Annotated in this window: 20 protein-coding genes and 1 tRNA gene; 16 read left to right on the top strand and 5 right to left on the bottom strand. The window is 61.7% G+C overall.

Annotated elements, in window-relative coordinates; all coding sequences use genetic code 11:
* The first annotated feature begins 100 nt into the window (after positions 1–100).
* The 7 genes from mdh (at position 101) to SPMU_RS14125 (ending at position 9,903) form a co-directional block, all read left to right on the top strand.
* Positions 101–1,063: a malate dehydrogenase gene (gene mdh / locus SPMU_RS14155; protein ID WP_088334572.1), complete on the top strand. Its 963-nt coding sequence runs from the start codon at positions 101–103 to the stop codon at positions 1,061–1,063.
* Positions 1,064–1,133: 70 nt separating this feature from the next.
* On the top strand, positions 1,134–2,018 hold the full coding sequence (sucD, locus tag SPMU_RS14150) for a succinate--CoA ligase subunit alpha (protein WP_088334571.1): 885 nt from the start codon (positions 1,134–1,136) through the stop codon (positions 2,016–2,018).
* A 205-nt stretch (positions 2,019–2,223) separates the two neighbouring features.
* Positions 2,224–5,199 (top strand): 2-oxoglutarate dehydrogenase E1 component, encoded by a 2,976-nt coding sequence (locus SPMU_RS14145; protein WP_088334570.1) that lies wholly within the window; start codon positions 2,224–2,226, stop codon positions 5,197–5,199.
* Between the two features lie 134 nt (positions 5,200–5,333).
* Complete coding sequence (gene odhB, locus SPMU_RS14140) at positions 5,334–6,605, top strand: 2-oxoglutarate dehydrogenase complex dihydrolipoyllysine-residue succinyltransferase (protein WP_088334741.1); 1,272 nt, start codon at positions 5,334–5,336, stop codon at positions 6,603–6,605.
* 95 nt (positions 6,606–6,700) lie between these two features.
* Entirely contained in the window at positions 6,701–7,669 is a 969-nt protein-coding gene (locus SPMU_RS14135) for a L,D-transpeptidase (protein ID WP_245833342.1), read from the top strand.
* A 146-nt stretch (positions 7,670–7,815) separates the two neighbouring features.
* Entirely contained in the window at positions 7,816–9,630 is a 1,815-nt protein-coding gene (locus SPMU_RS14130; RefSeq protein WP_211275814.1) for a DUF885 domain-containing protein, read from the top strand.
* A 199-nt stretch (positions 9,631–9,829) separates the two neighbouring features.
* Positions 9,830–9,903 (top strand) — tRNA-Gly (locus SPMU_RS14125).
* Positions 9,904–9,959: 56 nt separating this feature from the next.
* Here SPMU_RS14125 and SPMU_RS14120 read toward each other — a convergent pair.
* A complete protein-coding gene (locus SPMU_RS14120; RefSeq protein WP_088334568.1) occupies positions 9,960–10,652 on the bottom strand; it encodes a DUF4197 domain-containing protein in 693 nt (230 codons plus the stop codon).
* Positions 10,653–11,271: 619 nt separating this feature from the next.
* Between SPMU_RS14120 and SPMU_RS14115 the strand changes: the two genes are divergently transcribed.
* Positions 11,272–11,694 carry a hypothetical protein gene (locus SPMU_RS14115; protein ID WP_140418486.1) on the top strand — a complete coding sequence of 141 codons (423 nt, stop codon included), beginning with the start codon at positions 11,272–11,274 and terminating at the stop codon, positions 11,692–11,694.
* A 101-nt stretch (positions 11,695–11,795) separates the two neighbouring features.
* Here SPMU_RS14115 and SPMU_RS14110 read toward each other — a convergent pair whose 3' ends face one another.
* The gene (locus tag SPMU_RS14110; RefSeq protein ID WP_140418485.1) at positions 11,796–12,008 is read right to left on the bottom strand and encodes a hypothetical protein; all 213 of its coding nucleotides are present in this window, start codon (positions 12,006–12,008) and stop codon (positions 11,796–11,798) included.
* Positions 12,009–12,046: 38 nt separating this feature from the next.
* Here SPMU_RS14110 and SPMU_RS14105 point away from each other — a divergent pair, with 38 nt between their 5' ends.
* From SPMU_RS14105 to SPMU_RS14095, 3 genes are all read left to right on the top strand, one after another.
* Entirely contained in the window at positions 12,047–12,466 is a 420-nt protein-coding gene (locus SPMU_RS14105) for a hypothetical protein (RefSeq protein WP_140418484.1), read from the top strand.
* 242 nt (positions 12,467–12,708) lie between these two features.
* Positions 12,709–13,194 (top strand): dUTP diphosphatase, encoded by a 486-nt coding sequence (gene dut / locus SPMU_RS14100; protein ID WP_088334564.1) that lies wholly within the window; start codon positions 12,709–12,711, stop codon positions 13,192–13,194.
* Between the two features lie 261 nt (positions 13,195–13,455).
* Positions 13,456–14,217 (top strand): HesA/MoeB/ThiF family protein, encoded by a 762-nt coding sequence (locus SPMU_RS14095; protein ID WP_425442191.1) that lies wholly within the window; start codon positions 13,456–13,458, stop codon positions 14,215–14,217.
* Here SPMU_RS14095 and galU read toward each other — a convergent pair.
* Positions 14,214–15,083: a UTP--glucose-1-phosphate uridylyltransferase GalU gene (gene galU, locus SPMU_RS14090; protein ID WP_088334563.1), complete on the bottom strand. Its 870-nt coding sequence runs from the start codon at positions 15,081–15,083 to the stop codon at positions 14,214–14,216. The genes SPMU_RS14095 and galU overlap by 4 nt on opposite strands.
* 123 nt (positions 15,084–15,206) lie before the next feature.
* On the opposite strand from galU, the gene wecB reads away from it, so the two are divergent.
* The 4 genes from wecB (at position 15,207) to SPMU_RS14070 (ending at position 18,816) form a co-directional block, all read left to right on the top strand.
* On the top strand, positions 15,207–16,322 hold the full coding sequence (gene wecB, locus SPMU_RS14085) for a non-hydrolyzing UDP-N-acetylglucosamine 2-epimerase (RefSeq protein ID WP_088334562.1): 1,116 nt from the start codon (positions 15,207–15,209) through the stop codon (positions 16,320–16,322).
* Positions 16,309–17,601 (top strand): UDP-N-acetyl-D-mannosamine dehydrogenase, encoded by a 1,293-nt coding sequence (wecC, locus tag SPMU_RS14080; protein WP_088334561.1) that lies wholly within the window; start codon positions 16,309–16,311, stop codon positions 17,599–17,601. Before wecB ends, wecC begins: the two co-directional genes overlap by 14 nt.
* A 71-nt stretch (positions 17,602–17,672) precedes the next feature.
* Positions 17,673–18,455 carry a metallophosphoesterase family protein gene (locus SPMU_RS14075; RefSeq protein WP_088334560.1) on the top strand — a complete coding sequence of 261 codons (783 nt, stop codon included), beginning with the start codon at positions 17,673–17,675 and terminating at the stop codon, positions 18,453–18,455.
* Positions 18,456–18,588: 133 nt separating this feature from the next.
* Positions 18,589–18,816, top strand: coding sequence for a hypothetical protein (locus SPMU_RS14070; protein WP_088334559.1), 228 nt, complete (start codon positions 18,589–18,591; stop codon positions 18,814–18,816).
* A 502-nt stretch (positions 18,817–19,318) separates the two neighbouring features.
* Here SPMU_RS14070 and SPMU_RS14065 read toward each other — a convergent pair.
* Together SPMU_RS14065 and SPMU_RS14060 are read right to left on the bottom strand one after the other, a co-directional pair.
* On the bottom strand, positions 19,319–20,761 hold the full coding sequence (locus SPMU_RS14065) for a M48 family metalloprotease (protein ID WP_245833340.1): 1,443 nt from the start codon (positions 20,759–20,761) through the stop codon (positions 19,319–19,321).
* A gap of 379 nt (positions 20,762–21,140) precedes the next feature.
* A complete protein-coding gene (locus tag SPMU_RS14060) occupies positions 21,141–24,500 on the bottom strand; it encodes an SIR2 family protein (protein WP_088334557.1) in 3,360 nt (1,119 codons plus the stop codon).
* Between the two features lie 198 nt (positions 24,501–24,698).
* Between SPMU_RS14060 and SPMU_RS14055 the strand changes: the two genes are divergently transcribed.
* On the top strand, positions 24,699–25,277 hold the full coding sequence (locus SPMU_RS14055) for a recombinase family protein (protein WP_088334556.1): 579 nt from the start codon (positions 24,699–24,701) through the stop codon (positions 25,275–25,277).
* The last annotated feature ends 1,410 nt before the right edge of the window (positions 25,278–26,687 follow it).

Below are 26,687 nucleotides of genomic sequence, written 5' to 3'. Positions count from 1 at the left end.
TGTTAAAAGCATTTTCACTGCCTATAGTGGGTTGTGCCGCTCGCCCAAAGGGCGTACCCGACCTCTCCAATCACGACCTACGTTACGGAAAGGGGATTGGATGGCCCGCAAGAAGATCGCGCTGATCGGCGCCGGCAATATCGGCGGCACGCTCGCGCACCTCGCTGCCCTGAAGGGGCTTGGCGACATCGTTCTGTTCGACGTGGTCGAAGGCGTGCCGCAGGGCAAGGCGCTTGACCTGTCGCAATGCGGCCCGGTCGAAGGCTTCGGTGCCAACATTACCGGCTCGAACGATTACCAGGACATCGCTGGCGCGGACGTGATCATCGTCACCGCCGGTGTCGCTCGCAAGCCCGGCATGAGCCGCGATGACCTGCTCGGCATCAACCTGAAGGTGATGAGGGCGGTCGGCGAAGGCATCCGCGACAACGCACCTGACGCGTTCGTGATCTGCATCACCAACCCGCTGGACGCGATGGTATGGGCGCTGCGCGAATTCTCCGGCCTGCCGCACAACAAGGTGGTCGGCATGGCCGGCGTGCTGGACTCGGCACGCTTCAGCCACTTCCTGGCGGACGAGTTCAAGGTGTCGGTCAAGGACGTGAACACTTTTGTGCTCGGCGGCCACGGAGACACGATGGTGCCGGTGTTGGAATATTCCACCGTATCGGGCATCCCCGTTGCGGACCTCATTGAGATGGGCTTCTCCACCAAGGAGAAGGTCGACGAGATCATCAAGCGCACCCGCGGTGGCGGCGGCGAGATCGTCGCACTACTGAAGACCGGATCGGCCTATTACGCCCCCGCCACCAGCGGCATCGCGATGGCCGAAGCCTATCTCTATGACCAGAAGCGCATCCTGCCGGCCGCGGCGCACCTGACCGGCCAGTATGGCGTTGACGATCTGTACGTCGGCGTCCCGGTCGTGATCGGCGCCGGCGGTGTCGAGAAGATCGTGGAAGTGAAGCTGTCGGACGAGGCGAAGGCAAACCTTCAGGTCTCGGTCGACGCCGTCAAGGAACTGCTCGTCGCCTGCAAGGGCATCGACGAGAGCCTGGCGTAACGCCGGATTAGATACTCGGTGCTGGCGGCATGCAGCCGCACCCGCGCCGGGTTGATTGATTGGAGAGCCAATGAGCATTCTCGTCGACAAGAATACCAAGGTCATCACGCAGGGGATGACCGGCAACACTGGCAGCTTCCACACGCAGGCCGCGCTTGATTACGGCACGCAGATGGTAGCGGGCGTCACCCCGGGCAAGGGTGGTGGTACGCACCTCGGCCTCCCGCTGTTTGATACGGTGAGCGAAGCCGTCGAGAAGACCGGCGCAACCGCCAGCGTGATCTACGTGCCGCCGCCCTTCGCCGCGGACTCGATCCTCGAGGCGATCGACGCCGAAGTGCCGCTGATCGTCTGCATCACCGAGGGCATTCCGGTGCTCGACATGGTCCGCGTGAAGCGTTCGCTCTCCGGCTCCAAGTCGCGCCTTATTGGCCCGAACTGCCCGGGCGTGCTGACGCCGGGCGAGTGCAAGATCGGCATCATGCCGGGCAACATCTTCAAGAAGGGCTCGGTTGGCGTTGTCTCGCGCTCCGGCACGCTGACCTATGAGGCGGTGTTCCAGACCTCGAACGCCGGCCTTGGCCAGACCACGGCGGTCGGCATCGGCGGCGATCCGGTGAACGGCACGAACTTCATCGACGTGCTCGAGCTGTTCCTGGCCGATGATGCGACTGAATCCATCATCATGATCGGCGAAATCGGCGGCAGCGCCGAGGAAGAAGCCGCCCAGTTCCTTCGCGACGAAGCGAAGCGTGGCCGCAAGAAGCCGATGGCCGGCTTCATCGCGGGCCGTACGGCACCTCCGGGCCGCCGCATGGGTCACGCCGGCGCGATTGTCTCGGGCGGCCAGGGCGGCGCCGAGGACAAGATCGCGGCGATGGAAGCCGCCGGCATCAAGGTGGCCGCGAGCCCGAGCGAGCTCGGCTCCACGCTGCTGTCGGTCCTGGGGAAGTAAAACAACATCCTCTCTCCTGATCGGTGGGAGGATACGAACTCCGGGCAACTCGTTGCCTGGACGAACTTGGAGAGAGGTCGAGCGAGCCGCAGCAGCAGGCTTCTGCGAGACCACTCACCTCTCTCCCAGCTACGACCGGGGCCCATCGGCTCTGGTCTGCGCAACCCTCTCTCCTGCGTTCGGGAGCGAGGGAGTGGAGTAGGCAATGGGCTACGAAGGTCAGGATTTCTCGGACATCGCGGGCGGCGTATCGCCAGCGTTCATTGATGCGCTGTATGCGCGCTTCAAGACCTCGCCCGACAGTGTCGAGCCGGGTTGGCGAGGCTTCTTCGAAGGGCTGGAGGCAGCCACGTCGGGGCCAAGCTGGCGCAATGACCGCTGGCCGCTGACGAGCACCGATGATCTGACCGCTGCGCTCGATCCCACCCAGATGGAGCCGGCGCCCAAGCCGTCCAAGGGGAAGCCCGCCCCCGCCCCGGCTGCTGCCCCTGCCCCCGCGATCTCGCAGGACGAAATCGTCCGCGCGGCGGGTGATGCGATCCGCGCGCAGCTGCTGGTGCGCACGTACCGCGTGCGCGGCCACCTCGCGGCCAATCTCGACCCGCTTGGCCTGAACGCTACGCGTGAGCTGCCTGCTGACCTGCGCACTGAATATCACGGCTTCACGGACGCTGACATCGATCGCCCGGTCTACATGGGCGGCACGCTTGGCCTGCAATGGGCGACGATTCGCGAAGTCGTCGACATCCTGCGCGCCAATTACTGCGGCAATGTCGGCCTCGAATACATGCACATCGCCGATGTCGAGGAGCGCCGCTTCCTCCAGGAGCGCATGGAGGGCAAGGACAAGGCGATTGAATTCACGCCGCAGGGCAAGAAGGCGATCCTGAACAAGGTGATCGAGGCCGAGCAGTGGGAGAAGTTCCTCGGCCGCAAGTATGTCGGCACGAAGCGCTTCGGCCTCGACGGCGGCGAATCGATGATCCCGGCGCTGGAAAGCGTAATCAAATACGGCGGCGCTGCCGGCGTGAACGAGATCGTGTTCGGCATGGCCCATCGCGGCCGCCTGAACGTGCTCGCCAACGTCATGGGCAAGCCACTGCGCGTGATCTTCCACGAATTCGCCGGCGGCTCCGCCAATCCGGACGACATCGGCGGGTCGGGCGACGTGAAGTACCACCTCGGCACCTCGACGGACCGCGAGTTTGATGGCGTAAAGGTCCACATGTCGCTCGTCGCCAATCCGTCGCACCTTGAGGCGGCGGATCCGGTGGTGCTCGGCAAGGTGCGCGCGATCCAGACGATTGCGGGCGACCTGGATGACCACAGCAAGTCGCTGCCGGTGTTGATCCACGGCGACGCCGCCTTTGCCGGCCAAGGTATCGTCTGGGAGTGCCTCGGCTTCTCGGGTATTCGTGGCTATAACACGGGCGGCTGCGTCCACTTCGTCATCAACAACCAGATCGGCTTCACGACGAGCCCGCAGTTCGCGCGCTCCTCGCCGTATCCTTCGGACGTCGCCAAGGGCGTTCAGGCGCCGGTCTTCCACGTCAACGGCGATGATCCCGAAGCGGTCACCTTTGCCACCAAGATGGCGATCGAATTCCGGCAGAAGTTCCATCGCGATGTCGTCATCGACATGTGGTGCTACCGCCGCTTCGGCCACAACGAGGGCGACGAGCCAGGCTTCACCCAGCCGCTGATGTACAAGGCGATCCGCAACCACCCGCCGGTGAGCGAGATCTACGGCAAGCGCCTGATCGAGCAGAAGGTGGTCGATCAGGCCTGGGTCGATGACAACGTCCAGCAGTTCACGACCCTGCTCGAAGGCGAGTTCGAGGCTGGCGCCAGCTACAAGCCCAACAAGGCCGATTGGTTCGCCGGGCGCTGGTCTGGCCTGCACGCGCCGGCTGATGCCGAAACCGCGCGCCGCGGTGTTGAAACCGGCATCGAGCAGAAGCTGTTCGACGCGATCGGCCGGACGCTGACGAGCGTTCCGGAAGACCTGGCGATCCACAAGACGCTGACCCGCGTGCTTGATGCCAAGCGCAACATGTTTGCGACCGGCGAGAATTTCGACTGGGCAACCGGCGAAGCGCTCGCGTTCGGCAGCCTGCTTTCAGAAGGCTATGGTGTGCGCCTGTCCGGCCAGGACTCGGGACGCGGCACCTTCTCGCAGCGCCACGCCGTGTGGGTCGATCAAAACACCGAAAAGCGCTACGTGCCGCTGTGGAACATCGAGCACGGCCATTTCGAGGTGCTCGACAGCCCGCTCTCCGAATATGGCGTGCTCGGCTTCGAATATGGCTATGCGCTCGCCGATCCGAAGACGCTGGTGCTGTGGGAGGCGCAGTTCGGCGACTTCGTCAACGGCGCGCAAATCATGATCGATCAGTTCATCGCATCGGGCGAAGCCAAATGGCTGCGCGCCAACGGCCTTGTTATGCTGCTGCCCCATGGTTACGAAGGCCAGGGTCCGGAGCATAGCTCGGCACGGCCGGAGCGGTTCCTGCAATTGTGTGCGCAGGACAATATCCAGGTCGCGAATTGCACTACGCCGGCGAACTACTTCCACCTGCTGCGCCGGCAGATGCACCGCAGCTTCCGCAAGCCGCTGATCATCATGACGCCAAAGTCGCTGCTGCGTCACAAGCTGGCGGTGTCGAGCACGGCTGACTTCCTGGGCGACTCGCACTTCCGCCGCATCCTCTCCGATCCGTCGGCGCCGGCGGACGAGGCGACGACGCGGTTGGTCCTGTGCACCGGCAAGGTTGCCTACGACCTGATCGAGGCGCGCGACGCTGCGGGCGACAGCGGCACGCAGATCGTTCGGGTCGAGCAGCTTTACCCCTTCCCGACGGAGGCTCTCGCCAAGCGCATCGCGCGCATGCCGAACCTCAAGGACGTGGTCTGGGCGCAGGAAGAACCGCGCAACAACGGCTATTGGTTCTTCGTGGAGCCGTTCATCGAGGAAGCACTCGGCGAGGCGGGCTGCGCAATCAAGCGTGCCCGTTACGCCGGCCGTGCCGCGGCGGCATCGCCCGCCACCGGGCTGATGAAGCGTCACCAGGCCGAGCAAGGTGCGTTGATCGCGGACGCGCTTGGTCATAGCGTTCGCGAGGAAATTCGCCGGGCGCGATCGTCGGAAACGACGAAAAAGGCTGGCAAGGCGGCGAGTTGATTGTTCACCCGTGACTGTTCCCCGGCGAAGGCCGGGGCCCAGTTACGGAGCAGATGTAACCACGCGCGGTGCTCTCCTTCGGGCGCCTCGCAACTGGGCCCCGGACACCGCCGGGGAACAAGGGAAGCGAAAAGATGGCAACCGAAGTTCTGGTCCCCACACTGGGCGAATCGATCACCGAAGCGACGCTCGGCGAGTGGCTGAAGCAGCCGGGCGACAAGGTCGCCGCCGACGAGCCGATCGCCAGCCTCGAAACCGACAAGGTCTCGGTTGAGGTGCCCAGCCCGGTGGCGGGCATCATGGGCGAGCATGCCGTCAAGGTTGGAGACACCGTCGAGGTCGGCGCGATGCTCGCCACCGTGGAAGCCGGCGACGGCGCTCCGGCTGCCACCCCGGCGCCGCAGCCCGCCGTGACGCAGAGCCCGAAGGGCGATGCAGCTCCTGCCGGTGACCAGACGGCACCGGTGGCGGGCGGCTACGGCAATCACGGCGCAACGCCGATCGACAGCAACGCGCCTGCCGCGCTGAGCCCATCGGTGCGCCGCGCCGTGCTGGAGCACGGCGTTGATCCTGCGATCATCAAGGGCACGGGCCGTGACGGCCGGATCACCAAGGAAGACGTGGCCGCAGCCGCTTCCTCGCGCCCGGTCGCGGCTCCTGCAGCGCCTGCCGCTACGCCGACCCCGTCGGTAGCCACCTCGACCGGCCGCAAGGAAGAGCGCGTGCGCATGACGCGCCTGCGCCAGACGATCGCGAAGCGCCTGAAGGACGCGCAGAACACCGCCGCGATGCTGACGACGTTCAACGACGTCGACATGACCGCGGTGATCGAGGCGCGCGCCAAGTACAAGGACCTGTTCGAGAAGAAGCACGGCGTCCGCCTCGGCTTCATGGGCTTCTTCGTGAAGGCCGCGACCATGGCGCTGAAGGACATCCCCTCCATCAATGCCTCGATCGAGGGCGACGAGATCGTCTATCACGATTACGCCGACATCTCGGTCGCCGTGTCGTCCCCGGGTGGCCTCGTCGTGCCGGTGATCCGCGACGCGCAGGACCTCTCTGTGGCCGGGATCGAGAAAACGATCGGGGATTTCGGCAAGCGCGCCAAGGAAGGCACGCTGAAGATGGACGAAATGAAGGGCGGCACCTTCACCATCTCGAACGGTGGTGTGTTCGGCTCGCTGATGTCGACCCCGATCATCAACCCGCCGCAGTCGGCCGTGCTCGGCTTGCACCGCATCGAGGACCGTCCGGTGGTCGTCAACGGCCAGGTCGTGGTGCGTCCGATGATGTACCTCGCGCTTAGCTACGATCACCGCCTGATCGACGGCCGCGAGGCAGTGACCTTCCTCGTCGCGCTGAAGAATGCGATCGAGGATCCGACCCGCATCCTGATCGACCTGTAATCACGAACGGCGTCAGCCGCGGTCCCGCAAGCTGCCGTCCCGCAATACGTAAGGTCCCGCTGGTGCGTGCGCCGGCGGGACTTTATGTTTCCGCCATGTTGATGCGTTCTCTCGTACCCCTGTTTGCTTCTGCGGCGCTGGCGTTGGCTGCCGCGGCCCCTGCGCAAGTGTCCGCGCCGATCATGGAACCGGGCGCGATCGAGCGAATGAAGCCCGGTGAATTCTTCTGGGCACCGCAGATCGCGCCGAACGGCCCGGTCACGATGATCGTCAGCCTGAAGACCCAGCGCGCGTATGTTTATCGCAACGGCGTGCCCGTCGGTGTCACCACCATCTCATCGGGCAAGCCCGGCCACACCACGCCCACCGGCGTCTTCACCATCTTGCAGAAGCGAGTGGACCACAAGTCCAACCTCTACAACAATGCGCCGATGCCCTACATGCAGCGGCTGACATGGGACGGCATCGCGCTTCATGCAGGCGCCCTCCCCGGCTATCCCGCCAGCCACGGCTGCGTTCGCCTTCCGCTGGCATTCGCCAAGCTGCTCTACGGCGTCACCCAGCTCGGTCTGACGGTCGTGATCACCAACGAAACGCTGGTGCCAGAGGTATCCCCCGCCGCCAATCCGATGAAGGCACCTGACGAAGACGCGCACGCCAACCCGACCCGCTTTAGCTGGAACCCGGAGCGGGCCCCAACCGGGCCCGTATCGATCATCGTCAGCGGCCGCGACCGGCGCGTGGTGGTCTTGCGCAACGGAAAGCAGATCGGATCGGCAACCGTCGCGCTTGATGAGCCGATCACGGCAACGCAGGCCTTCACGCTCCGCGCGATCGACGCTGAGGGCCCGCACTGGCTCCGCCTCCCGCTGCCCGGCGGCGGTGAAAACATGTCAGGCGAACTCACGGCGCAAGAACTGACGAAGGGTCATGTGCCCGATGAGTTTCGCACCAGGCTGGAAGCTGTTCTTACCCCGGGCACGACCATGCTGGTCACCCGCGAAACGCTTGCGACCAGCGGCACCGGCAGCAAGATCGCCGTGCTGGTCACCGATCCTAACTAACGCCCGGCCCCCCGCTGCCGCTCACGGCGCCTGATCAAACGCGCGCATGCTCTGGGCGCGTGCGCGAAACTGTTGTGAATGCCTGAACGCGGGCATTGCACCGCAGGACACACGGCGTAACAAGCACTTCATCTTAGGAGATTTCGATGCGCCCTACCCTTGCCTTGATGCTCTTGCCGATGCTGCCGCTGGTGCAGGGCGCGGCGCCCCTCCAAGCGCCAATTGCTGCGCAGGCCGGCCAGCAAGATGCGGCGCTGCTGCAGTTTCTCGACGCTGCCTATGACGAACAGCTGGCGCTAAGCCCGGAATCGCAGACCCAGCTCGGCTTCAAGACGAACTATGATCGGCTCGACGATTATACGGACGCGGCGCAGGTACGGGCGCGTGACATGGCGGAGCGTCAGCTCAAGGCGATGAAGGCGCGCTTCAAGCCCGAACAGCTCGGCGAAAGCGCACGCGTCAGCTACCGGTTGTTCGAACATGAAGTGGAGCGCGGCCGGGAGTCCTTCCGCTTCCGCAAGCATCGTTTTCCAGTGTCGACCAATGGCAGCCCGGCGGGTGAAATCCCCGTCCTGCTGATCAACAATCACAAGGTCGATACGGTCGCGGACGCGAAGGCCTATATCGGCCGCCTGCGCGATACCGAGCGTGTGATGCGCGAAGTCGCCGCGACAATGCGCGAACAGGCCGCGGCCGGCATCATCCCGAACAAGGTCAATTTTGCCCCGGCGCGCAACGACGCGCGCAAGGTGATCACCGGCGCCCCGTTTGGCAGCGGCACTGATTCGACCGTCATGGCCGATTTCCGCAAGAAGGTCACCGCGCTGAACGCGCCCGCGGCCACTAAGCAGCAGCTGCTCACAGACGCTCAGGCGGCGCTGACCGGGCCGTTCAAGCGCGGCTATGACGTCCTGCTGGCGGCGCTCAATGAGATTGAGCCAAAGTCAAAGGGCAACTTCGGCGTATGGAGCCTGCCGGACGGGACGGCTTACTACGACGATCGCCTGAAGAGCTCGACCACCACCAATCTGACCGCTGATCAGATCCACCAGATCGGCCTTCAACAAGTCTCGGCGATCCGTCAGGAGATGGAGGCGATCAAGCGCCAGGTCGGCTTCACCGGAACGTTGGAGCAATTCTTCGATCATATCCGCACCGATCCGAAACTGAAGTATCCCAACACCGAAGCGGGCCGTGAGCAGTATCTCACGGACGCACGCGCCATCATTGCAGAGGTGATGACGCTGGCGCCACGCTATTTCAGCGTGCTGCCGAAGGCCCCGCTGGAGGTGCGCGCCGTCGAGAAATGGCGCGAAGGAACGGCCTCCACCGCCTTCTACAATTCACCGTCAGCGGACGGCACGCGGCCTGGCATCTATTACGTCAACCTGGTGGACATGAACCAGACGCAGAAGGTGCAGGTCGCGGGCATCTCTGTTCATGAGGGCGCGCCCGGGCATCACTTCCAGATTGCGCGTCAGATGGAGCTGACCGGTATACCAAAGTTCCGCAAGTTCGGCGGCTATGGCGCTTATATGGAAGGCTGGGGCCTTTATACCGAACGTCTCGGGGACGAAATGGGCGTCTACAAGGATCCGTATTCGCGCTTCGGCATGCTCTCGCTGCAGGTCTGGCGCGCGATCCGGCTCGTGCTGGACACCGGCATTCATTCCAAGCGCTGGACGCGCGAACAGGCGGTCGCTTACTTCAAGAACAACAGCTCCGTTTCCGACACGGATATCGCGCGCGAGGTCGATCGCTACTTCAACTGGCCGGGTCAGGCGACGAGCTACATGGTGGGTCAGTTGAAGATCGTGGAGCTGCGCACACGCGCCCAGCGTGAACTGAAGGACCGGTTCGACATTCGCGAGTTCCATGAAGCCGTGCTGAGCCAGGGCGCACTGCCCCTCGATCTGCTGGAAGAGCAGGTGAACCGCTACATCGCTGCCAAGCGCCGATAGTCGGAACGTCCGTTCGGAGCCGACGTGCGCCGTCCAAAGGCGGCGCGCGTCGACGAGGATGATCCCCAACCCCGCTTGCGCCGACACGTACGATTGAATATGGCCCGCACATCCATCGCGTGCGGATTGTATCATCAATCAAGAGCGCTTCGGAACGGAACGGCAGTGAGACAACCGGAGGCGGTTATCTCGACGTTCTGCGGGTGTAGCTCAATGGTAGAGCAGAAGCTTCCCAAGCTTACGACGAGGGTTCGATTCCCTTCACCCGCTCCAGCCCGCCTATAGAATAGTAGCGGCGTTGCAGAGGCAGTCCCCAACGCCGCCGCGGCTCATCCGACCAGCCGACTGCCGTTCAGAACCGCCTCGACCAGCGGATCGCGCGCACTCGCCGGCGCGGCGCGGATGGCCGCTTCTTCACGCCCGATCGCGCGCCAGAGTCCGCGAGCTGCTTGGTCGGTCACCGTGCGCTGTATGCCAGCGACGTTGATGCCGGTAGCGGCGCCGAGCACCGGGCCGAGGATCGAATTGCCGTCGAACTGGCGCAGCGCGCCGCCCACCTCGGGAAGCATGGCGTCGATGATGCGATCGCCGATGGACCGCTCGAGATATGCGGTTGCGGCCGTCGGACCGCCGCGCACGATGCCGAGCGCGTCCGAGAAAGTGAGCGAGCGGATCGAGTCATAGATCAACGGGGCGGCGCGATCCGCCGCCTCACCCGCCGCGCGGTTGATCGCGAGCGCCAGCTGGCGCTGCACCGGTGCGGATCCAAGCAACGCGCCCAACACGGCCGTGGTGCGGTCGCCGGGCTGTGCCGGGAACGTGATGCGGGCATCCGGATCGTTAAGGAAGCCATTGTCCGCGATCAGCCGCGTCAGTGCGCGCTCGCTCGATATGGCCAGGAGACGCCGCAAACCCTCCGTGACACCGCCATCGAAGCCGGTCGTCGCACACGCGGGCAGCAGCAGCAGCGGCACGGCAAACCCGGCGCCAAGCAGGAGGGATCGGCGGGTCGGATTGATCATAAGGTGCGCCTTCTGCTTCAAATAACCGCTCGTTGACCGCCGCTGCTATAACCGGCGCTGAACGGGGGGCGGTCCGGGCGGGCGGTGAGCGCTGCAAAAGGCCCGGGGAAGATTACACTTTAGAGCGCCCTCGCATACCTGCTCGCACACGCTCTCACGAATGTGCGATGTCCAGTATTCGACGCAAGCAGACCCATCCTTTCCCCTGAGCCAGCGAAGGGTTTGTCACGTTTCGTTCGCCCGTCAATCTGCCTCGCATGGTCGATCGCCACCACCAACAGCGCCCGCGTGTGCGAAGCCAATATGCAGCCTGTTCCGCTGTTGCGGTGCCGTCCTCGCGGTTCCCGAGATCCGCATATCGAACCGAAGCGATGCCTTTCTCGCTTCAAGTCGCCCCTCGGTCCATTCTGGAGCCGGATAACATCCGCTGATAGCCTCTCAACAACAGCACTCCCGTCGACTGAATAACATGCGCTTCAACAAGTAAATGCCGTGGCGAAGCGCACCCTGATGGCAGTCTCAGCATGAAAATAAATGATTTGGTAATGAACCTTTCCGGCCGTCGGGCGCTTCTCCGTCTGCCCTCCTCGTGAGAGGGACGAGATAATCGGAGAGTAAAATGCGTATCACCTCCATGTTTGCAGCCGTTGCTGCAGCCGGCCTTCTTAGCACTACTGCCATGGCGCAGACGACCGCAGGCGGCGGCGCAGCAGCATCCACCCCGCAGGGCTCCGTCGCCGGCGGCGCATCCGGTGGCACGATGACACAGGGTCAGCAGAAGCGGATGGACCGCGCGCAGAAGCGCGAACAGCGCCAGCCGGGCAGCTCGTCATCCACCTACGGCGCTGGCTCGGTCTACACTGACCGTAACCGCGCGACTGGCGGCGTAGCAGCCGGCGGCACGGCAACCGGCACCGGTTCGACGTCGAGCTCGACTGCGGTCGATGCTTATGGCGCAACCGATAGCACCGGGTCGACCGGCGAAGTGTTCGGCGACAGCTCGGCGAACGCCACGGCGCCGCAGACCCCGCCGCAGAATTGAGGATGAAGGGCGGGCCAAACGGCCCGCCCTCACCTTTTGATGCTGGCCGCTCTCATCCTCACAATGGTCGCCACCACGCCCGGGCAGTGCAAGCAAACGCACTATTTCGCCGACGGGCGGGTCGAGACGACAATGGTGTCTGACGAGCGCGACGGCAGCGCACGCGCGAGTGCGCAATCGGCCGGGAGCCGATCCTCTAGCAGCTCGGTTTCGGTATCTTCCTCGAGTGACGGTCGGTCTTCCGCGTCGAGCAGCAGCACGTCCGATGGTAACGGGCGGTCGGTAACGATGACCCGCGACGCGAGCGGCTGCACGATCACGATCGATGAGCGGCCCAAACGGGAGTAACATCATGCGAACTCTATTTCTTCTTGCCCCAGCGTTGCTGGTGGCAGGCGCCGCCCATGCGCAGACCAATACAGGCAGCGCCGGCACTGCAACCCCAACCACTGGCGACGTCTCTGCTGGAACCACGAGCGGCGGCATGAGCGGCGATGGCGCGGTCGGCGTCTCCGGCACCGCCGATGCCGCGGCGGCGAACGGTGGCACCGCGACGACGGACGCGAGCGCGCGTTTCAACACCGAGAACAATACCGCGCGCCAGCGTTCCACGGCGACCGCCCGAGACGATGACGAGCGCGCACGGTCGCGCGCGATGACCAACGTCAACCCGAACGGCGACGTTCGTTCCAATTCGATGTCCATCTACAAGCAGAAGGGCGAAAAGCCGGTGATCACGCGCGAGCGGACGGTCAACGGCGAGCCGAGGTAACGAGCCGACTTGATTGAAAACGGGCCGCGGCAGGACATCTGCCGCGGCCTTTTCTTTGTTCACGAACCTTGGCGCCGTTCGCCGGAGTGCGACGGGCTGCGCCTGCGCTTGGCGCGTCGCTAAACGTTAGATACGGCGCGGGGGGACAAGGCGGCCCGTCCTGATCGTTATGGAGGCAGGGCTTGCGCCCTGGCACGCGAGATGGAAACGCCAATGATGCGAACGGAGCAAAGAGAAGCGCAATGACGTCAAGCCGGAAGAAGATCGAGGTTCAGATCCTAGACCCGCGGCTCCGCGAGTGGGGCCTGCCCCGGTATCAGACGGACATGGCCGCAGGCATCGATCTTCATGCCTGTATCGACGAGCCGTTGGTGCTTCATCCGCAAGCGCCGGCTGTACTTGTGCCATCGGGCATGGCCGTGTTGATGAACGATCCCGATATGGCCGCTTTGGTGCTCGCCAGGTCCGGGCTGGGCCACAAGAAGGGGCTTATCCTCGGCCAGTCGGTCGGGTTGATCGATGCCGACTACACCGCGCAGATCTTTGTCAGCGCCTGGCTCCGCACGCCGCCGGGCAGCGAAACGCTGACGATCAATCCCGGCGATCGGATTGCGCAGCTGGTGTTCGTTCCCATCATCCGACCCGAACTGAGCTTCGTCGATACGCTGAGCGCGACCACGACGCGGGGCGGTGGCGGTTTCGGATCAACCGGCCTCGGCACGTCCTGATCGTTGGCAGCAGATCGCCTGTCGGGTTCACCGAAACACAGCGGTGTGCGGCTCGGGCGTGCGAGGTGTAACAATGACCAGTGGTACCCCGCTCCCTTCGCTTAACGGACGTTTCCCATGCCTAATTGGCCGGCCACGTGGAGGGACCCGGGATCGTGAAGCAGTGACCGCAAACTCTCTGATGCGGGCGTCTTGCCAAAAGGCGGACGCCGGCGAGCCGCCCTTGGGAGGTCGCCGCCCTCACACCCCGGGCACAGTCGTATGGCAGTGACGCTCGGCGAGGAGGAGCGCGCACGATATGCGCGGCAGATCATCCTTCGAGAGATCGGCGGCGCGGGGCAGCGCCGGCTGAAGCGTTCCACCGTGGCCGTGATCGGCGCGGGTGGCATCGGATCGCCGGTGATCGCCTATCTCGCCGGGGCCGGGGTCGGACGGTTGGTCGTCATTGATGACGATCGGGTGGATCTTTCCAATCTTCAGCGTCAGATCCTCTTCGGCACCGGCGACGTCGGGCTGCCAAAGGCCCAGCAGGCCGCCGCCGCGGTCAGCCGCCAGAATCCTCATGTCGCCATGGATACGGTCGTCGCGCGAATCACCGCCCAGAGCGCCTCGACTTTGCTGTCTGGCGCCGATGTCGTGGTGGACGGGTGCGACAATTTCGCGACCCGGCTTTCCGTTGCCGACGCCGCGTTGAACCATCGCATCCCGCTGGTTTCGGCGGCAGTCGGCCAGTTCGAGGGGCAATTGGCGACCTATCGCGGCTGGGAGCCGGACAAACCCTGCTACCGGTGCCTGGTCGGCACCGCGCCCGATCGTGACGAAGCGACCTGCGCCGAGCAGGGCGTGCTCGGGCCGGTCACTGGCGTACTGGGCAGTATGGCAGCGCTGGAGGCGATCCGCGCGCTAGCGCCCTTCGGCGAAGATCCGGCCGGCCGGCTCACCCTCCTCGACCTGCTTGATCTTCGCTTTCGGACGATCCGGGTGCCAAAGGACCCCGCCTGCCCCGCGTGCGGGAAGGCTTAGTTCAGCAAGCTCTTCGCAAAAGCCCGCACCGACGGCCCGATATCGGCGCGCGCCAACGCGAGCGCTAGGTTCGCCTGAATGAAGCCAGCCTTGTCCCCGCAATCATAGCGCTGCCCGGTGAAGGTATAGCCGTGGAACGGCTGCTTGCCGATAAGCTGCGCCATCGCATCGGTCAGCTGGATCTCGCCGCCCGCGCCCTTCACGGGATTGTCGAGAATCTTCATAACTTCGGGCTGCAGGATATAGCGCCCCGGCGTCATCAGGTTCGACTTGGCGGTGCCCTTGGCGGGCTTTTCAATCACTTCCAGGACCTCGGTCAGCGGCCCGTCCGCCTTGCCGGGCGTGATGATGCCATACTTGTCCGTTTCCTCGGGCGCGACTTCCAATGCACCGATCAGGTTTCCGCCCACGCGATGATAGGCTTCCACCATCTGCGCGAGAAAGCCGGGGGTGCCGACCATCAGCTCATCAGGCAGCAGCACGGCGAACGGCTCATCACCCACGATCTCCCGCGCGCACCATACGGCGTGCCCCAGCCCGAGCGGCTCCTGCTGGCGGACATACACCGGCGATCCCGGCTTCTGGCGGATGCCCTCAATCGCCGACAGGCTCTTGCCGCGCGCCTTCATCGTGGCCTCGAGCTCGTAGGAAATGTCGAAATGATCTTCGAGTGCGCTCTTGCCGCGCCCCGTGACAAAGATGATCTGCTCGATCCCAGCCTCGAGCGCCTCCTCCACCGCATATTGGATCAGCGGCTTGTCGACGACCGTCAGCATTTCCTTGGGCATGGACTTGGTCGCCGGAAGAAATCGCGTGCCGAGCCCGGCAACTGGGAATACGGCTTTGCGCAGTGGTTTGAACGGCATCGATGGTACTCTCCCCCGGGGCTTTGCGCCTGGGGGCTTAACCGCACGCCGCTTTGCAGCAAAGGATCAATTACGTAGATCCGCTTAGCTCGTCCTTAATTGCTGATTGTTAGCCACCTCACCATGAAAACGCTGGTTATCTTTGGAACCCGTCCGGAAGCGATCAAGCTGTTCCCCGTCGTGCGCGCGCTACGGGAGCAGCCCGGGCTTGCGGTGCGCACCTGCGTGACAGCGCAGCACCGCGGCCTCCTTGATCAGGTTCTGGCGATTGCCGGCCTGGTCCCGGACGTGGATCTCGATCTGATGGAGCCCGGGCAAACGCTTGATCGCCTCACCGCCCGGCTGCTCACGGGAATTGGCGAGGTGCTGGATAAGGAGCGCCCCGATCGTGTCGTCGTGCAAGGCGATACTGCCACGGCCATGTGCGGCGCGCTGGCCGCTTATTACCGCAAGATCCCGGTGGCCCATGTCGAGGCGGGGCTACGGTCGGGGGACATTTACCATCCTTGGCCCGAGGAGGTGAACCGGCGGATCGTCGCACCGATCGCCGACCTTCACTTCGCGCCTACGCAAACGGCGGCGGACGCCCTGGCTCGGGAGAATATCCGCACCGGCGTGCATGTCACTGGCAACACCGTCATCGATGCGCTGCATTGGACACGCAGCCGGATCGAGGCCGATCGGTCGCTCGCCGCGCAGCTTGACGACATCGCAGCGCGTTTTGCCGGCAAGCGCATCGTGCTGGTCACCACCCACCGCCGTGAGAATTTCGGCGACGGCATGGCCGCGATCGCCCGCGCCATCGCGCGCATCGGCGCGCGTGAAGACGTGGCCGTGCTCTTCCCGATGCATCCCAATCCGAATGTCGCATCTGTCATGGACGACGTGCTGGGGCAGCGCGCCAACGTCGCCCGGATCGAACCGCTGGATTACCCGCACTTCATCCGGGCGCTCGGCCTGTGCGATCTGGCGCTCACCGATTCGGGTGGGGTGCAGGAGGAGGCGCCGGCACTCGGCAAGCCCGTGCTGGTGATGCGGGATACCACCGAGCGACCCGAAGGCGTGACCGCGGGCACCGCCAAGCTGATCGGTGCAGACGAGGACCGGATCGTTTCCGAAGTTTTCACCCTTCTTGATGACAAGGCCGCCCATGCCGCCATGGCCCGTGCCCACAATCCGTTCGGGGACGGCCATGCAAGTGAGCGGATCGCGAGGATCATCGCAGATGAAGTCGGATAACGAACTGAATGTCGTGGTGCTCGGGCTAGGCTACATCGGCCTGCCCACCGCCGCCGTGATCGCGCGAACCGGCGCCCGCGTTTTGGGCATCGACGTTCACCAGTCGGTGGTCGACACGATTAATTCCGGCCGGGTGCATATCGAGGAGGTCGATCTCGACGGCCTGGTGTCGGGTGTTGTGTCGCGCGGTCATCTGCGCGCCTCGACCCGGATCGAGCCGGCGGACGTCTTTGTCATCGCGGTGCCCACCCCCTTCATGGACGATCGCTCGCCGGACATCGCTTATGTTCTGCAAGCAGCCACCAATCTCTCGGCAGTGCTGAAGGCAGGCGATACGGTCATCCTGGAATCAACGTCGCCGGTCGGCACGACGGAGAAGGTCCGCGATCTCCTCGCCAGCCTTCGCCCCGATCTGCGCGCACCGGGCCTCGGCGAAGGCGCAGATTATGCCGTCGCTTACTGCCCCGAACGCGTGCTGCCGGGGCGCATCTTGGTTGAACTGATCGATAACGACCGGGTGATCGGCGGGATAACGCCGCGCTGCGCGCGCAAGGCGCTGACTTTCTACCGTCGCTTCGTGCGTGGCGCCTGCGTCACCACCAATGCACGCGCCGCGGAAATGACGAAGCTGACCGAGAATGCGTTCAGAGACGTCAACATCGCCTTCGCCAATGAGCTGAGCCTTGTTGCGGAAACGATGGGTGTCGATGTGTGGGAAGTCATTCGCCTCGCCAATCGCCACCCCCGCGTGAACATTCTTCAGCCGGGCCCTGGCGTTGGCGGCCATTGCATCGCCGTAGACCCATGGTTCCTGGTTGCCGCCGATCCCGCCAACACGCCGCTGATCCGCACCGCGCGCGAAGTGAATGACGGCAAGACCGATCATGTCATCGCCCGCGCCGCCGCCATGATCGAGGCCAACCCCGGCGTGCCGGTCGCCTGCCTCGGTCTCGCGTTCAAGGCGAATATCGATGACTTCCGCGAAAGCCCGGCGCTTCGCGTCGCGCAGGCGCTTGCCGAGCGGTTCGGCAGCCGCATCCGCATCGTCGAGCCTTATGCCGCGCAGCTCCCCGATTCGCTCGCCTCAGCAGGCGCCACGCTGATCGACATCGACTCCGCTATCGAGCGTTGCCCGCTGATGATCGTCCTGGTCGACCATGACGTCTTCCGTTCGGTGCCGCTGGAAGAGCGGGTCGACAAGCATGTGCTGGACACCAGGGGCATCTGGCCGGATCAGCCGCAAGCCCAGGCGCCACGCCGGTTGCAAATGGCGAGCTAAACTCCGGCGAATGTTGCGGGTGCGAGCGCCCTTGTCTAAAGGAGTCGTTCTTCCCAATATATCGGCCGCTTATGCTTTCGCGCCTTTTCACGCGCCGTCGTTCCGAACCCATCGCGGCAGAGCTGCCGCAAGGCCGCCGCATCTACGCCATCGGCGACATCCACGGCCGGCTGGACCTGCTTGATCAATTGCTCGCTCGCATTGACGAAGACGATGCGAAACGCGGCAGTGCGGCCACTGGATTGATCTTTCTCGGTGACCTGGTCGACCGTGGGCCCGATTCTGCGGGCGTGGTGGAACGCGTCCGGGCATTGTGCGCCGAGCGCCCGGACACGCGGTGCCTCAGCGGCAATCACGAGGAGATCTTTCTCGGTGCGTATGAGGGGAATGGCGAGTTGGTGCGGCTGTTCCTCCGCGCGGGCGGCTTAGAGACTCTCCTCAGCTATGGCATGGACCCGCACGAGATCGACGTTGCGAGCATTCCAGAACTCGCCGACATGATCGAACGTGCCGTTCCGCGCGAACACATTGCCTTCCTCCGCTCGCTTCACGAGTATCTGATCGAGGGGGACTATCTGTTTGTTCATGCGGGCATCCGCCCCGGTGTGGCCTTGGAGCAACAAACCCCGAGCGATCTGCGCTGGATTCGTCAGCCGTTCCTCGATTCTGCCGCGAATCACGGCCGTCTGGTGGTGCATGGCCACACGATCACCGACGACGTCGATCAGCGCGATAATCGAATTGGTATCGACACGGGCGCCTACCGATCCGGTCGACTCACCGCGATTGGGCTGGAGGCGCGGGAGCGATGGTTCCTTGATACGGCTCAAATACTTGAGGCCGCCGCTGAGTGACGATGATAAGCGTTGAATTGTTGCAACACAGCGTAAAAACGGTGGAACTCCCACCTGTACGGTGCGCTATAACCATTGCGTTGGGATCGGTTCTCTGTCAGAGGGAATCGACGGACAAAAAAGGGAGTTCGTGATGAAGCTTCGTAACTATTTCGCGGTCGTTGCCGCTGCCTCGCTGGCAGCTGCTCCTGCCGTTGCCGCTCCGGCCTCGACGGCCAAGGTTTCGCGCGCCAGCGCTCCGGCTGCTGACAGCGAAGAAGCTGCTGGCGGTGGCATCATCGTTGCCATCCTGGCGGCTGCTGCTGTGATCGCGGGCATCGTGATCATCGCCGACTCGGACGACGAGGCGGACAGCAACTAAGCTTCGGCTGATGTTGAAGAAAATAGCGGCCTTCGGGCCGCTATTTTTTTGTCCCGCGTTCCGCGAGAAATCAGACTCGCAAGAGCGAGTATATATCAAGCGTCTCACCGTTCTCGCCGGAAAGGCCTCTGCACCCACCGACCGGCGCGTCTCGCACCTGCGAACAGATCTTCAGATCCAGTGGGACGCTCCGCCGATGAGCGCGGCCGCAAGGACCACGCGAATCATCCCGCCGCTCGCCGGCTCTTCCGCTTCACAGAACGAAGCGGAAGCCCGGGAACGCTGCCACTGCCCGGACGAGTACTTTCGCCACCAAGGCCCGAACACGTTGAGATCATGCTTGTTCTTCGATCCTGGAGTGCAGCAAGGGTTGCGGTGACAGGTACCGCCAGCAGCAACAGTGCCGCCATCGGTTTCGCGCCTTGGAGCTCCGGAGCGTGGCTAAGACAAGCACCCACCGTGTCCACGCAATGGCCGCCACCTCATCCCAAAAGCGATGAGATCACCCCGCCACCACCAGCTTTACGAGCATCCCAGGCCTCAGAGGCGCCGTCGGTGAAAGGCCATTGAGCGTCAGAAAGCGCTCTCGCTGAAGATCGCCATAGGCCATCTGCCGCGCCAGCGTGTCGATCGTGTCGCCCGCACGCACCGTGTGGATGCGGATGCGCTTCCCGCGGATGGCGCTCACTTCCGCATCGGACATGGTGGTGAAACTGGCGAGCAACGGCTCAAACGCCGCAATGCCGCTTTGCGCCGGTGTGACGATCGTCCAAAGGTAGGTCGCACCCGCCAGCGGCAATGCGATCACCGTTGCGTCGACGCGCTGGTTGTTCGCGGTCGCACTGACCGTCGCCGTGGCTGCCTGCCGGCCTCCCACGCTCGTCATGCGCACCTGATCGGAAGAGACGCGCGCGCCCAGGGCCTGAAAGCCCTGCACCACCGCCGCAGCAGGATCGGTCGTGCCCCGAGGTGCGGCGCTCAGCTGCGCCTGACCGCGCGCACCTTGTACCGTCACGGCCTCGGTCGAGTTCGCGATCTTATAGCCGGCCGGCGCGCTGAACTTGATCCGCATCACGGGATGGCGGAACGTCTGTCCGTCGACCACGCCCTGTGCGGGATCATCGTCATAGCGCAGCCCGTCGAGCATCCTCAGGAACGTCACGTCCTGCGCCGGCCGAGTGCCAGCACGGCTCGCCTGTTGCGCCAGGGCCCGCGCCCTGGCGACGCGGTCGGTGCTCGACGGGTGCGTGCTCAGCCACGTGGGAATGCCCCCCGTGCTATTGCCCGATGCCCGCGCAGTCAGCGAGGAGCTCGCGCCCAGTTGCCCGAGGATCAGCGGCGCGGCCCCAGGATCGTAGCCCGCACCAGCCACATAGCGCACGCCTAGTCCATCCGCCTGATATTCCTGGTCGCGCCCATATTTCAGGCCATAGAGCTGCGACGCCCGCTGTGCCCCGGTAGCCACCAATTGCCCAAGGGCGGAGTTGCCGGCTGCCGCACCGACGATCCCGGCCAGCACGCCGCCGAGCGTGTTGGTCCGCTGGCGTCCGGCCGAGTGCCGCGCGGCCACATGGCCAACCTCGTGCCCCATCACGAAGGCAAGCTCGTCTTCGCTGTTCATCAACGCCAGCAATTGCCGCGTAACGTAGATGTATCCGCCCGGGATCGCAAAGGCGTTCTCTGCCGGTGAGTTGAGCAGCTGGACGGTGAAATCGTCCTGCGCATTCGACAATCCCGATTGCAGCGCCACGCGCTTCCCGACCCGCTCGACAAAGGCCGCCTGCGGTCCATTGTAGCGCCCGCCGAACTCGGCGACGAGTTGCGGATTAGCCTGCGTCCCTTGCGCGCGGTCGGCCTGAGAAATGGCGCGTGCGGTCTGCGCAGCGGCAGCGATCGGGGACAATGCCATTGCGGCGCTGGCGGTAATCAGGGCGAATGTGCGCAAACAAGGTCTCCTTGCTGGTTCGTCGAGCGCGACAGCCCCGACCAATCGGGGTTGCTGCCTAAGACGCCGCAAAAGGGGAATATGTTTCACGCGATCTGCCAGCGCGGCACGGCCAACGCTAGCCACGGCCAACGCAGCGCGCACGACAGCCGCATCCACCATCTTGTTGTAAAGCTGGCGCACCCGACAGGATTCGAACCTGTGGCCTCTGCCTTCGGAGGGAAGGCCCGGAAAAGCACAAAACACAAAACGCTGAAACGCTTAGCTTCTATCGCTCCGATTTCGCTCTTAAGCCACAAACCATCCGCTCTACAAGATCACTCTTGTGCTTCCCGATAACATGCGCAACCGCCCTGAATCAGAGGTGCGCTACGTCCAACTAGCTGCTTGAGCGACTACTTGCGGATCGCCTTCTCCGACTTAGCTGCCCCGTCCGCCTCATTTGTTCAATCTGACTATCAGTTGCTTTATAGTGCTTCAATATAGCGAGATCTCGATCTGAGTCAGAGTTCCTGAAAAACCTGAGGCTCAAACCATGCAACGCCGCATCATGATCCACATCAATGTCGCAGAGATAGGCCAAAATCGCCGCAGTTTCTCGATTTGAGCGTCCCTTAAATGCTTCATCCTCGTCACCGCGCATAATAGTACGCCTGATATGCTCTTTCCTCGCTGCGTCGAGTTTTGGCATCCACCCTCCCCTCGCCAAAGGGCAGAGTGCGGACAACGCAAATGCGGCGATACCGTCATCGTAATCGCCGTCTTCCGAAAACCAGATATCGGAGAGCGTATCAAGAGTCACCGGAGCAACTGCGGGCAGTGCTAATCTTCCGTCCGCGTGCCTATTGTGCATTAGACCTAAGGCCCATGCACTATGCACCCAAATAGGCTTTACGTTCTTGACAATCGCTTCTTCTAGAAATGGTTGCGTTTCAATATAGCGAGCGGCACCCGCACTGCTGGCCTTCCACAAAACACCACAGATCGTAGCCGCCGCTCGACCCACACGATCATCGTCCCTTGAGGACAAACCTGCTTTCATTTCTGAAACACCATGGTCGGACAACCAGTGATCCAACGGTTGCCGGTCCACCGCCATAAGTGCAACTGTGTTTCTCATCCAAGATTCGCGGGGCAAATTTCCTGATTTAAAGTTCCGCCAAGCCTCCTCGAAAAGGGGCTCCCCGAAAGGACCCCTCATTACGGAGGACCAGCTTTCTTGCGTCTGGCATCCGTGGGCGAAAGTAGATATTAGCCGTAGCGCCCTGTCCAAGTTCTCCTGACTAAACTCGGCCTCCTCAACTAGACATTGCAACAACCTAGAAACAGGTGGCGGCATCCTGTAGGATGAACCGAAGGCATACCTCTCGCTCTTATGCTCGCCTGCAAGGAAGTCGCTTTCAGCACGCTCTGCAATCTCTAGTAATGGAGTAATAAGCGAAGAAGCTCGCTTCTTGGCCAGCACTGCCGCCATAGGTATAACCTCCTTCCACTCGTCTGAAAGGAAGTTTTCCCCAATCGGCAGTACAATAGAGTCGCTCTCCCTATAGTCTCTGTAATGCCCTTCTACGACAGCAATGGCTGTCATATACTCTTGGAAGGTCAAGTGGCGGAACTGATAAAAGGGCACGGCACGCCGGCCTTCGAGGGACTTTCCGGCTTCGAAAAGAAGACTCGATCGCAGTTCGACCCTACGAAGAAATTCACTGGGTGTATCTTTGGCGTACAGCCGAATCATCGGTACTTCTCGACGACACTCCTCAATCAAACCAAGTAGTTCACGCTCCGTCGCCGTCTGCTTTCCTTCCTGCGTCATACGATAGGCAATGTAGGCGAGTTGCGGCACGGCTTCGCGAGGGTTGAGTGCTTCATGGCCTTTGATATTCCACGTATCTAGAAGCACCTCGACCGCTCTATCATACAATGTCACTCGGTCGGGCGGCAATCTTCCATAACCATGCTTCACAACAAGCAGCATGGTTAATAGAAGTGGATTCTCTGCCAACCTTCGCAAGGCATCGTTTTCAAGGATAGCGTTCTCAACCTCTTTAGCCTCCTCCATGATCTGTGGTCCTGAACCACCCATCAGGGAGTGCCAATGGTTGCACAATTGTTGGATAGCATCGGCAGAAAGGTTCGAAATGCGCCAACGCGAGCAGAAGCGCATCAGCGAGGGGGCTACAAGAGCAAATCCAGCTTCTCGGCTGGTTACAACAAGTCGTACTTTCGGGTAATCCTCTAGGAAACGCTCAAGATTGTCGACAAATGTGGAACGGTCGGCGTCACTATGTATTTCGTCTAAACCATCGACAAGGAGAAGAAGTTTCCCACTCTTAAGTCTCTTCTCCAAGGCTTCGGCGAGACCCGATAAGCCAGTCTGCCCCGTTATTTCAGGCAGTTTCGCGATTATAGAAGAGATAGGGTAGGTGATGTAGTCGCGCCACTCCCGGCAGCGGATCAGAACCGGAATCAAGTCATGGTCGGGAAGGTTGTCGTCAGTCGCCGAGCGACGTGCAGGCTCAGCGTAAGCGACTGCAAGCCTTTTTAGAAGAAGAGTTTTACCTCCGCCAGGGAGGGCAAGCAGAGCGATCCTGCTATGCTTGGATAAGGCGTCTCCAAATGGCAGTGACCGAGGGTTTTTCCTTTCCCAGTCCTTTATTTTCTTTTCTCGATCCTTCTCGGTCGCTGGAAAGTCAGGCGGGATCGGATCAACGTGCAAAGGAACAAACAGCCGCTCGATATCGAATTTCTGTTTTGCGGTATCCGAGTCAGCGCGAACGCCTTCGATAGTCATTTTCCCGCAGTCTGCTACGAGAAAGCGTCGGTAGTTCCGAACCGACTCAGCGTCTTGGTCAGCCTTTTTTGATCTCGATCGTTTGCCTTGATTAAGTTCCTCTAGAATACTTTTTGTTAGAAATCCAGGAAGGTCAGCATAGTTGTCGCCGTATCCAATCGGCACAACTAAGCCCTGCCATAGAGGATCACGAAGCTTTTCTTCCACTTCTGAATTACGAACCGCAGCATAATGCTGCAATCCGGCAGCACCAAGTACATCTTTCATCCATCGCAGGAGAGCGCTAAGATTAGGGTCGTAAAGCGTGTCTCCACAGCCAACGAATAGTATCCTGTTGAATGATGATAAGGCGCGTTGAAGGTTCAACCGGAACTCGTCCGTGGTTGTTTCATTGTAGTCGCTTACGCCGAGCACTACGGTCTCGGGTTCATCCCAGACTCCATGCAAGTGGAGAATCCCTGGAACTTCTCTTCTAGCCCAGTCCATCACCCGTCTAGGATTCGACATGCTTACCGCGGGTAGCCTAGTCGCCTTTTCGAGAAGAGTGTCATAGTTTAACGTAGATATCGGAACTCCGCACCTTACTAGGTCGGATATGCAAGTTCTTAACGGGTGACTGCCAGCTAGCTTTAGACGTGAGAAAGTGCTATCTAACCACCTAGCAAATAGCAACCCGCTTCTTCCATCAAGCTTGCGACCGACAAACTCGGCGGCTCCTAGAAGTTCGTCGAGATCACCAGATGCTATGGTGTCAGCCCAGCGCTTGTGCTGTTTTTCATCGATACGCCCCAAAGCTTTTGCATATTGAAAGGATCCACGTAGGAGACTAGGCCAGTCGCTTGCAGGCGTAGTTGGATGTGCGATTGCAAGGCTGGTACCTGCACCTGTTACGATTACCAGTTGCCCCGCCTTGGCCGACGCACGAATATCTTCGATATTTTCCATCCTCTAAAGTTTGAACATAAAGCTTGGACCTCGCAAGTCTTGCGAGTCCGAATGGTCGAAAAAGAACGACAAGGGCATTAAGTTGTACGTTCTGCGCCAGGTCCTATCGGTGCCTACAAGTCGGATCATAAGGTATGTTGACTCTATGTGCGCTAGGCGCATAAATGGTGGCGTAACTTATGAGCGAGTCGCTGACCTATGAGCCGCCTAGCCTACTTCCGGGTTTCCACTTCTGATCAGAGCATCGAAGCACAGCGCAACGCGCTTGGCGGTTCATTCGACAAGGAGTTTGTAGACGAAGGGGTAAGCGGCAGCATCCTTGCCGCCGATCGTCCTGGCTTCGCCTCATTACTTTCTTATGCCCGCGAGGGTGACACCCTCTGCATCTATGCCATCGATCGTCTTGGTCGTGATGCGCTGGACGTACAGGCAACGGTCCGCCGCTTACTAGAGAAGGGCGTGACCGTAGACGTGCGGGGCCTCGGGCCTATCGGCAAGGGTGTAGGGGAGTTGATCGTCGCCGTACTTGCGCAGATTGCCGACATGGAAAGGCAAAGGATTAAGGAGCGCTGCGATGCGGGTCGCGCCGCAGCCCGCGCGGCGCTTGCTACGACAGGTAGGACCCACAAGGGTAAGGCTAGCCTCGGTAGGCCTATGGCGGCGGATCGCAGCGAGGTTGTAGCTTGGCGCAAGGCAAATGGTGCCAGCATCGCCAAGACGGCGGCGCAGTTCGGGTTATCGAGCGCCACCGTTAAGCGCTATTGCTCGCTCGCTTGAGCCTTCGAAGCCTTGCAAGAAAACTCTGCCATTTTCAGCGCTACAAGTCAGATCGTTGGCTAGGTACACGACATACCCTAAACCTCCCGATTGCGGCTGTAGCGCGCGTTTTGACAGAGTTTTGCTGCAAAAGTCGGATGGTTTTTACCGATTTACCCTGCGCGCTTCGGCGGCTTCTAGCTTTTCCGCAATCACGTTAATTGCTGCTTTATCAATTACGCCGTTCCTTCGACAGTGGCGCGGCATTGGTCGGAATGGGTGGAGGTTGCAATCAACAGATACGCAAAGGGCAATCTGCTCCCTGGCGGTGCCAGATGAAAACGGATCGTATCCGCATCCAGCACAATGAGCATCCATAGCTTGTTTTCTAGTCATTTCGTTTAGTTCTTCGTTTAAGTTCTCCGGTCTACTTATAGCCTGCGCCTTATTGCCAGACTTTCATTAGAGTGGTGTGTGGCAAGTAGCACAGAGACTGCTATGTGCCAAGTGCTAGTCGATCGCTAGATCATAGCAAATAGCGTCAGCACAGCAGGAAATCAGTGCGGCGCGTGCCGAAGGCGCTTTCTTGGGCGCTATGGCGGCGAAATATGGTGTGTCGCGCGCGGCTATTCAGCGGGTTGGTAAACGTGCGACCTAGATCGCTAATTAGCGATAAACCCTCAACTCCTGCCGATCCTGCAACTTGATCTAAGCGGCCTACATGCAAAGCCTCGATGAGGCTCGACTCCTGCGCTTTTACAACCAGTTGACCCGGCAGCCTTATGTTTATCGCGCTATCACTGTTCGGCAAGTGCTAGAAACGGCCCTAAGGTCCAATAGTATTTCAATCAGTCTTCGGACGAAACACGCCGCATCCGGAGGTAATCCCTAGAGTTCGGCTGTCTTTTCCATTCTCCCCCCATAGTTTTATCACTTGTTCTTCGACCGTTGGGTCCAGAGGTCTTGAAATGGACGATCATCGCGCTCACCCGTCGCCAAATCCGAAGACCCTATAAAAACCGAGAAGTCTCTCGGTACCCGCTTTTTAAAACAAGCCACAACAGATTTATTTCGCGATGTACTATCTGCCAAAATGTAAAAGTGGTGTGACCATTGCCTTTCTGGCAGCCGCACATTCGTCCCGCCGCAATTACGGATAGTGTTGAGATATATGTCTCCGGGGGAGAGCCACTTCCCATGTGCGGAACTAACGGGCCATTCACCATCTCCCTGTATTCTGCCGTGTCCGCCCCGGACACCGTCCGGGAAGTCAAAGACGAGCGATTGGTCCGGCTGCTCCGCTGAAGACGGCTCTGCAAAAGCCGGTGATAGGATCGTCAAGATCATGATTGGGACGTGGCTCTTCATAACCATACCATACACCTCCTGGGCCATGTTGTGAATTGCGGGGGTTAAGACGATTAGCAAACC

The sequence above is a fragment of the Sphingomonas mucosissima genome (genome assembly GCF_002197665.1).
Taxonomy (GTDB): domain Bacteria; phylum Pseudomonadota; class Alphaproteobacteria; order Sphingomonadales; family Sphingomonadaceae; genus Sphingomonas; species Sphingomonas mucosissima.
This window is presented reverse-complemented; position numbering and strand designations above follow the sequence as displayed.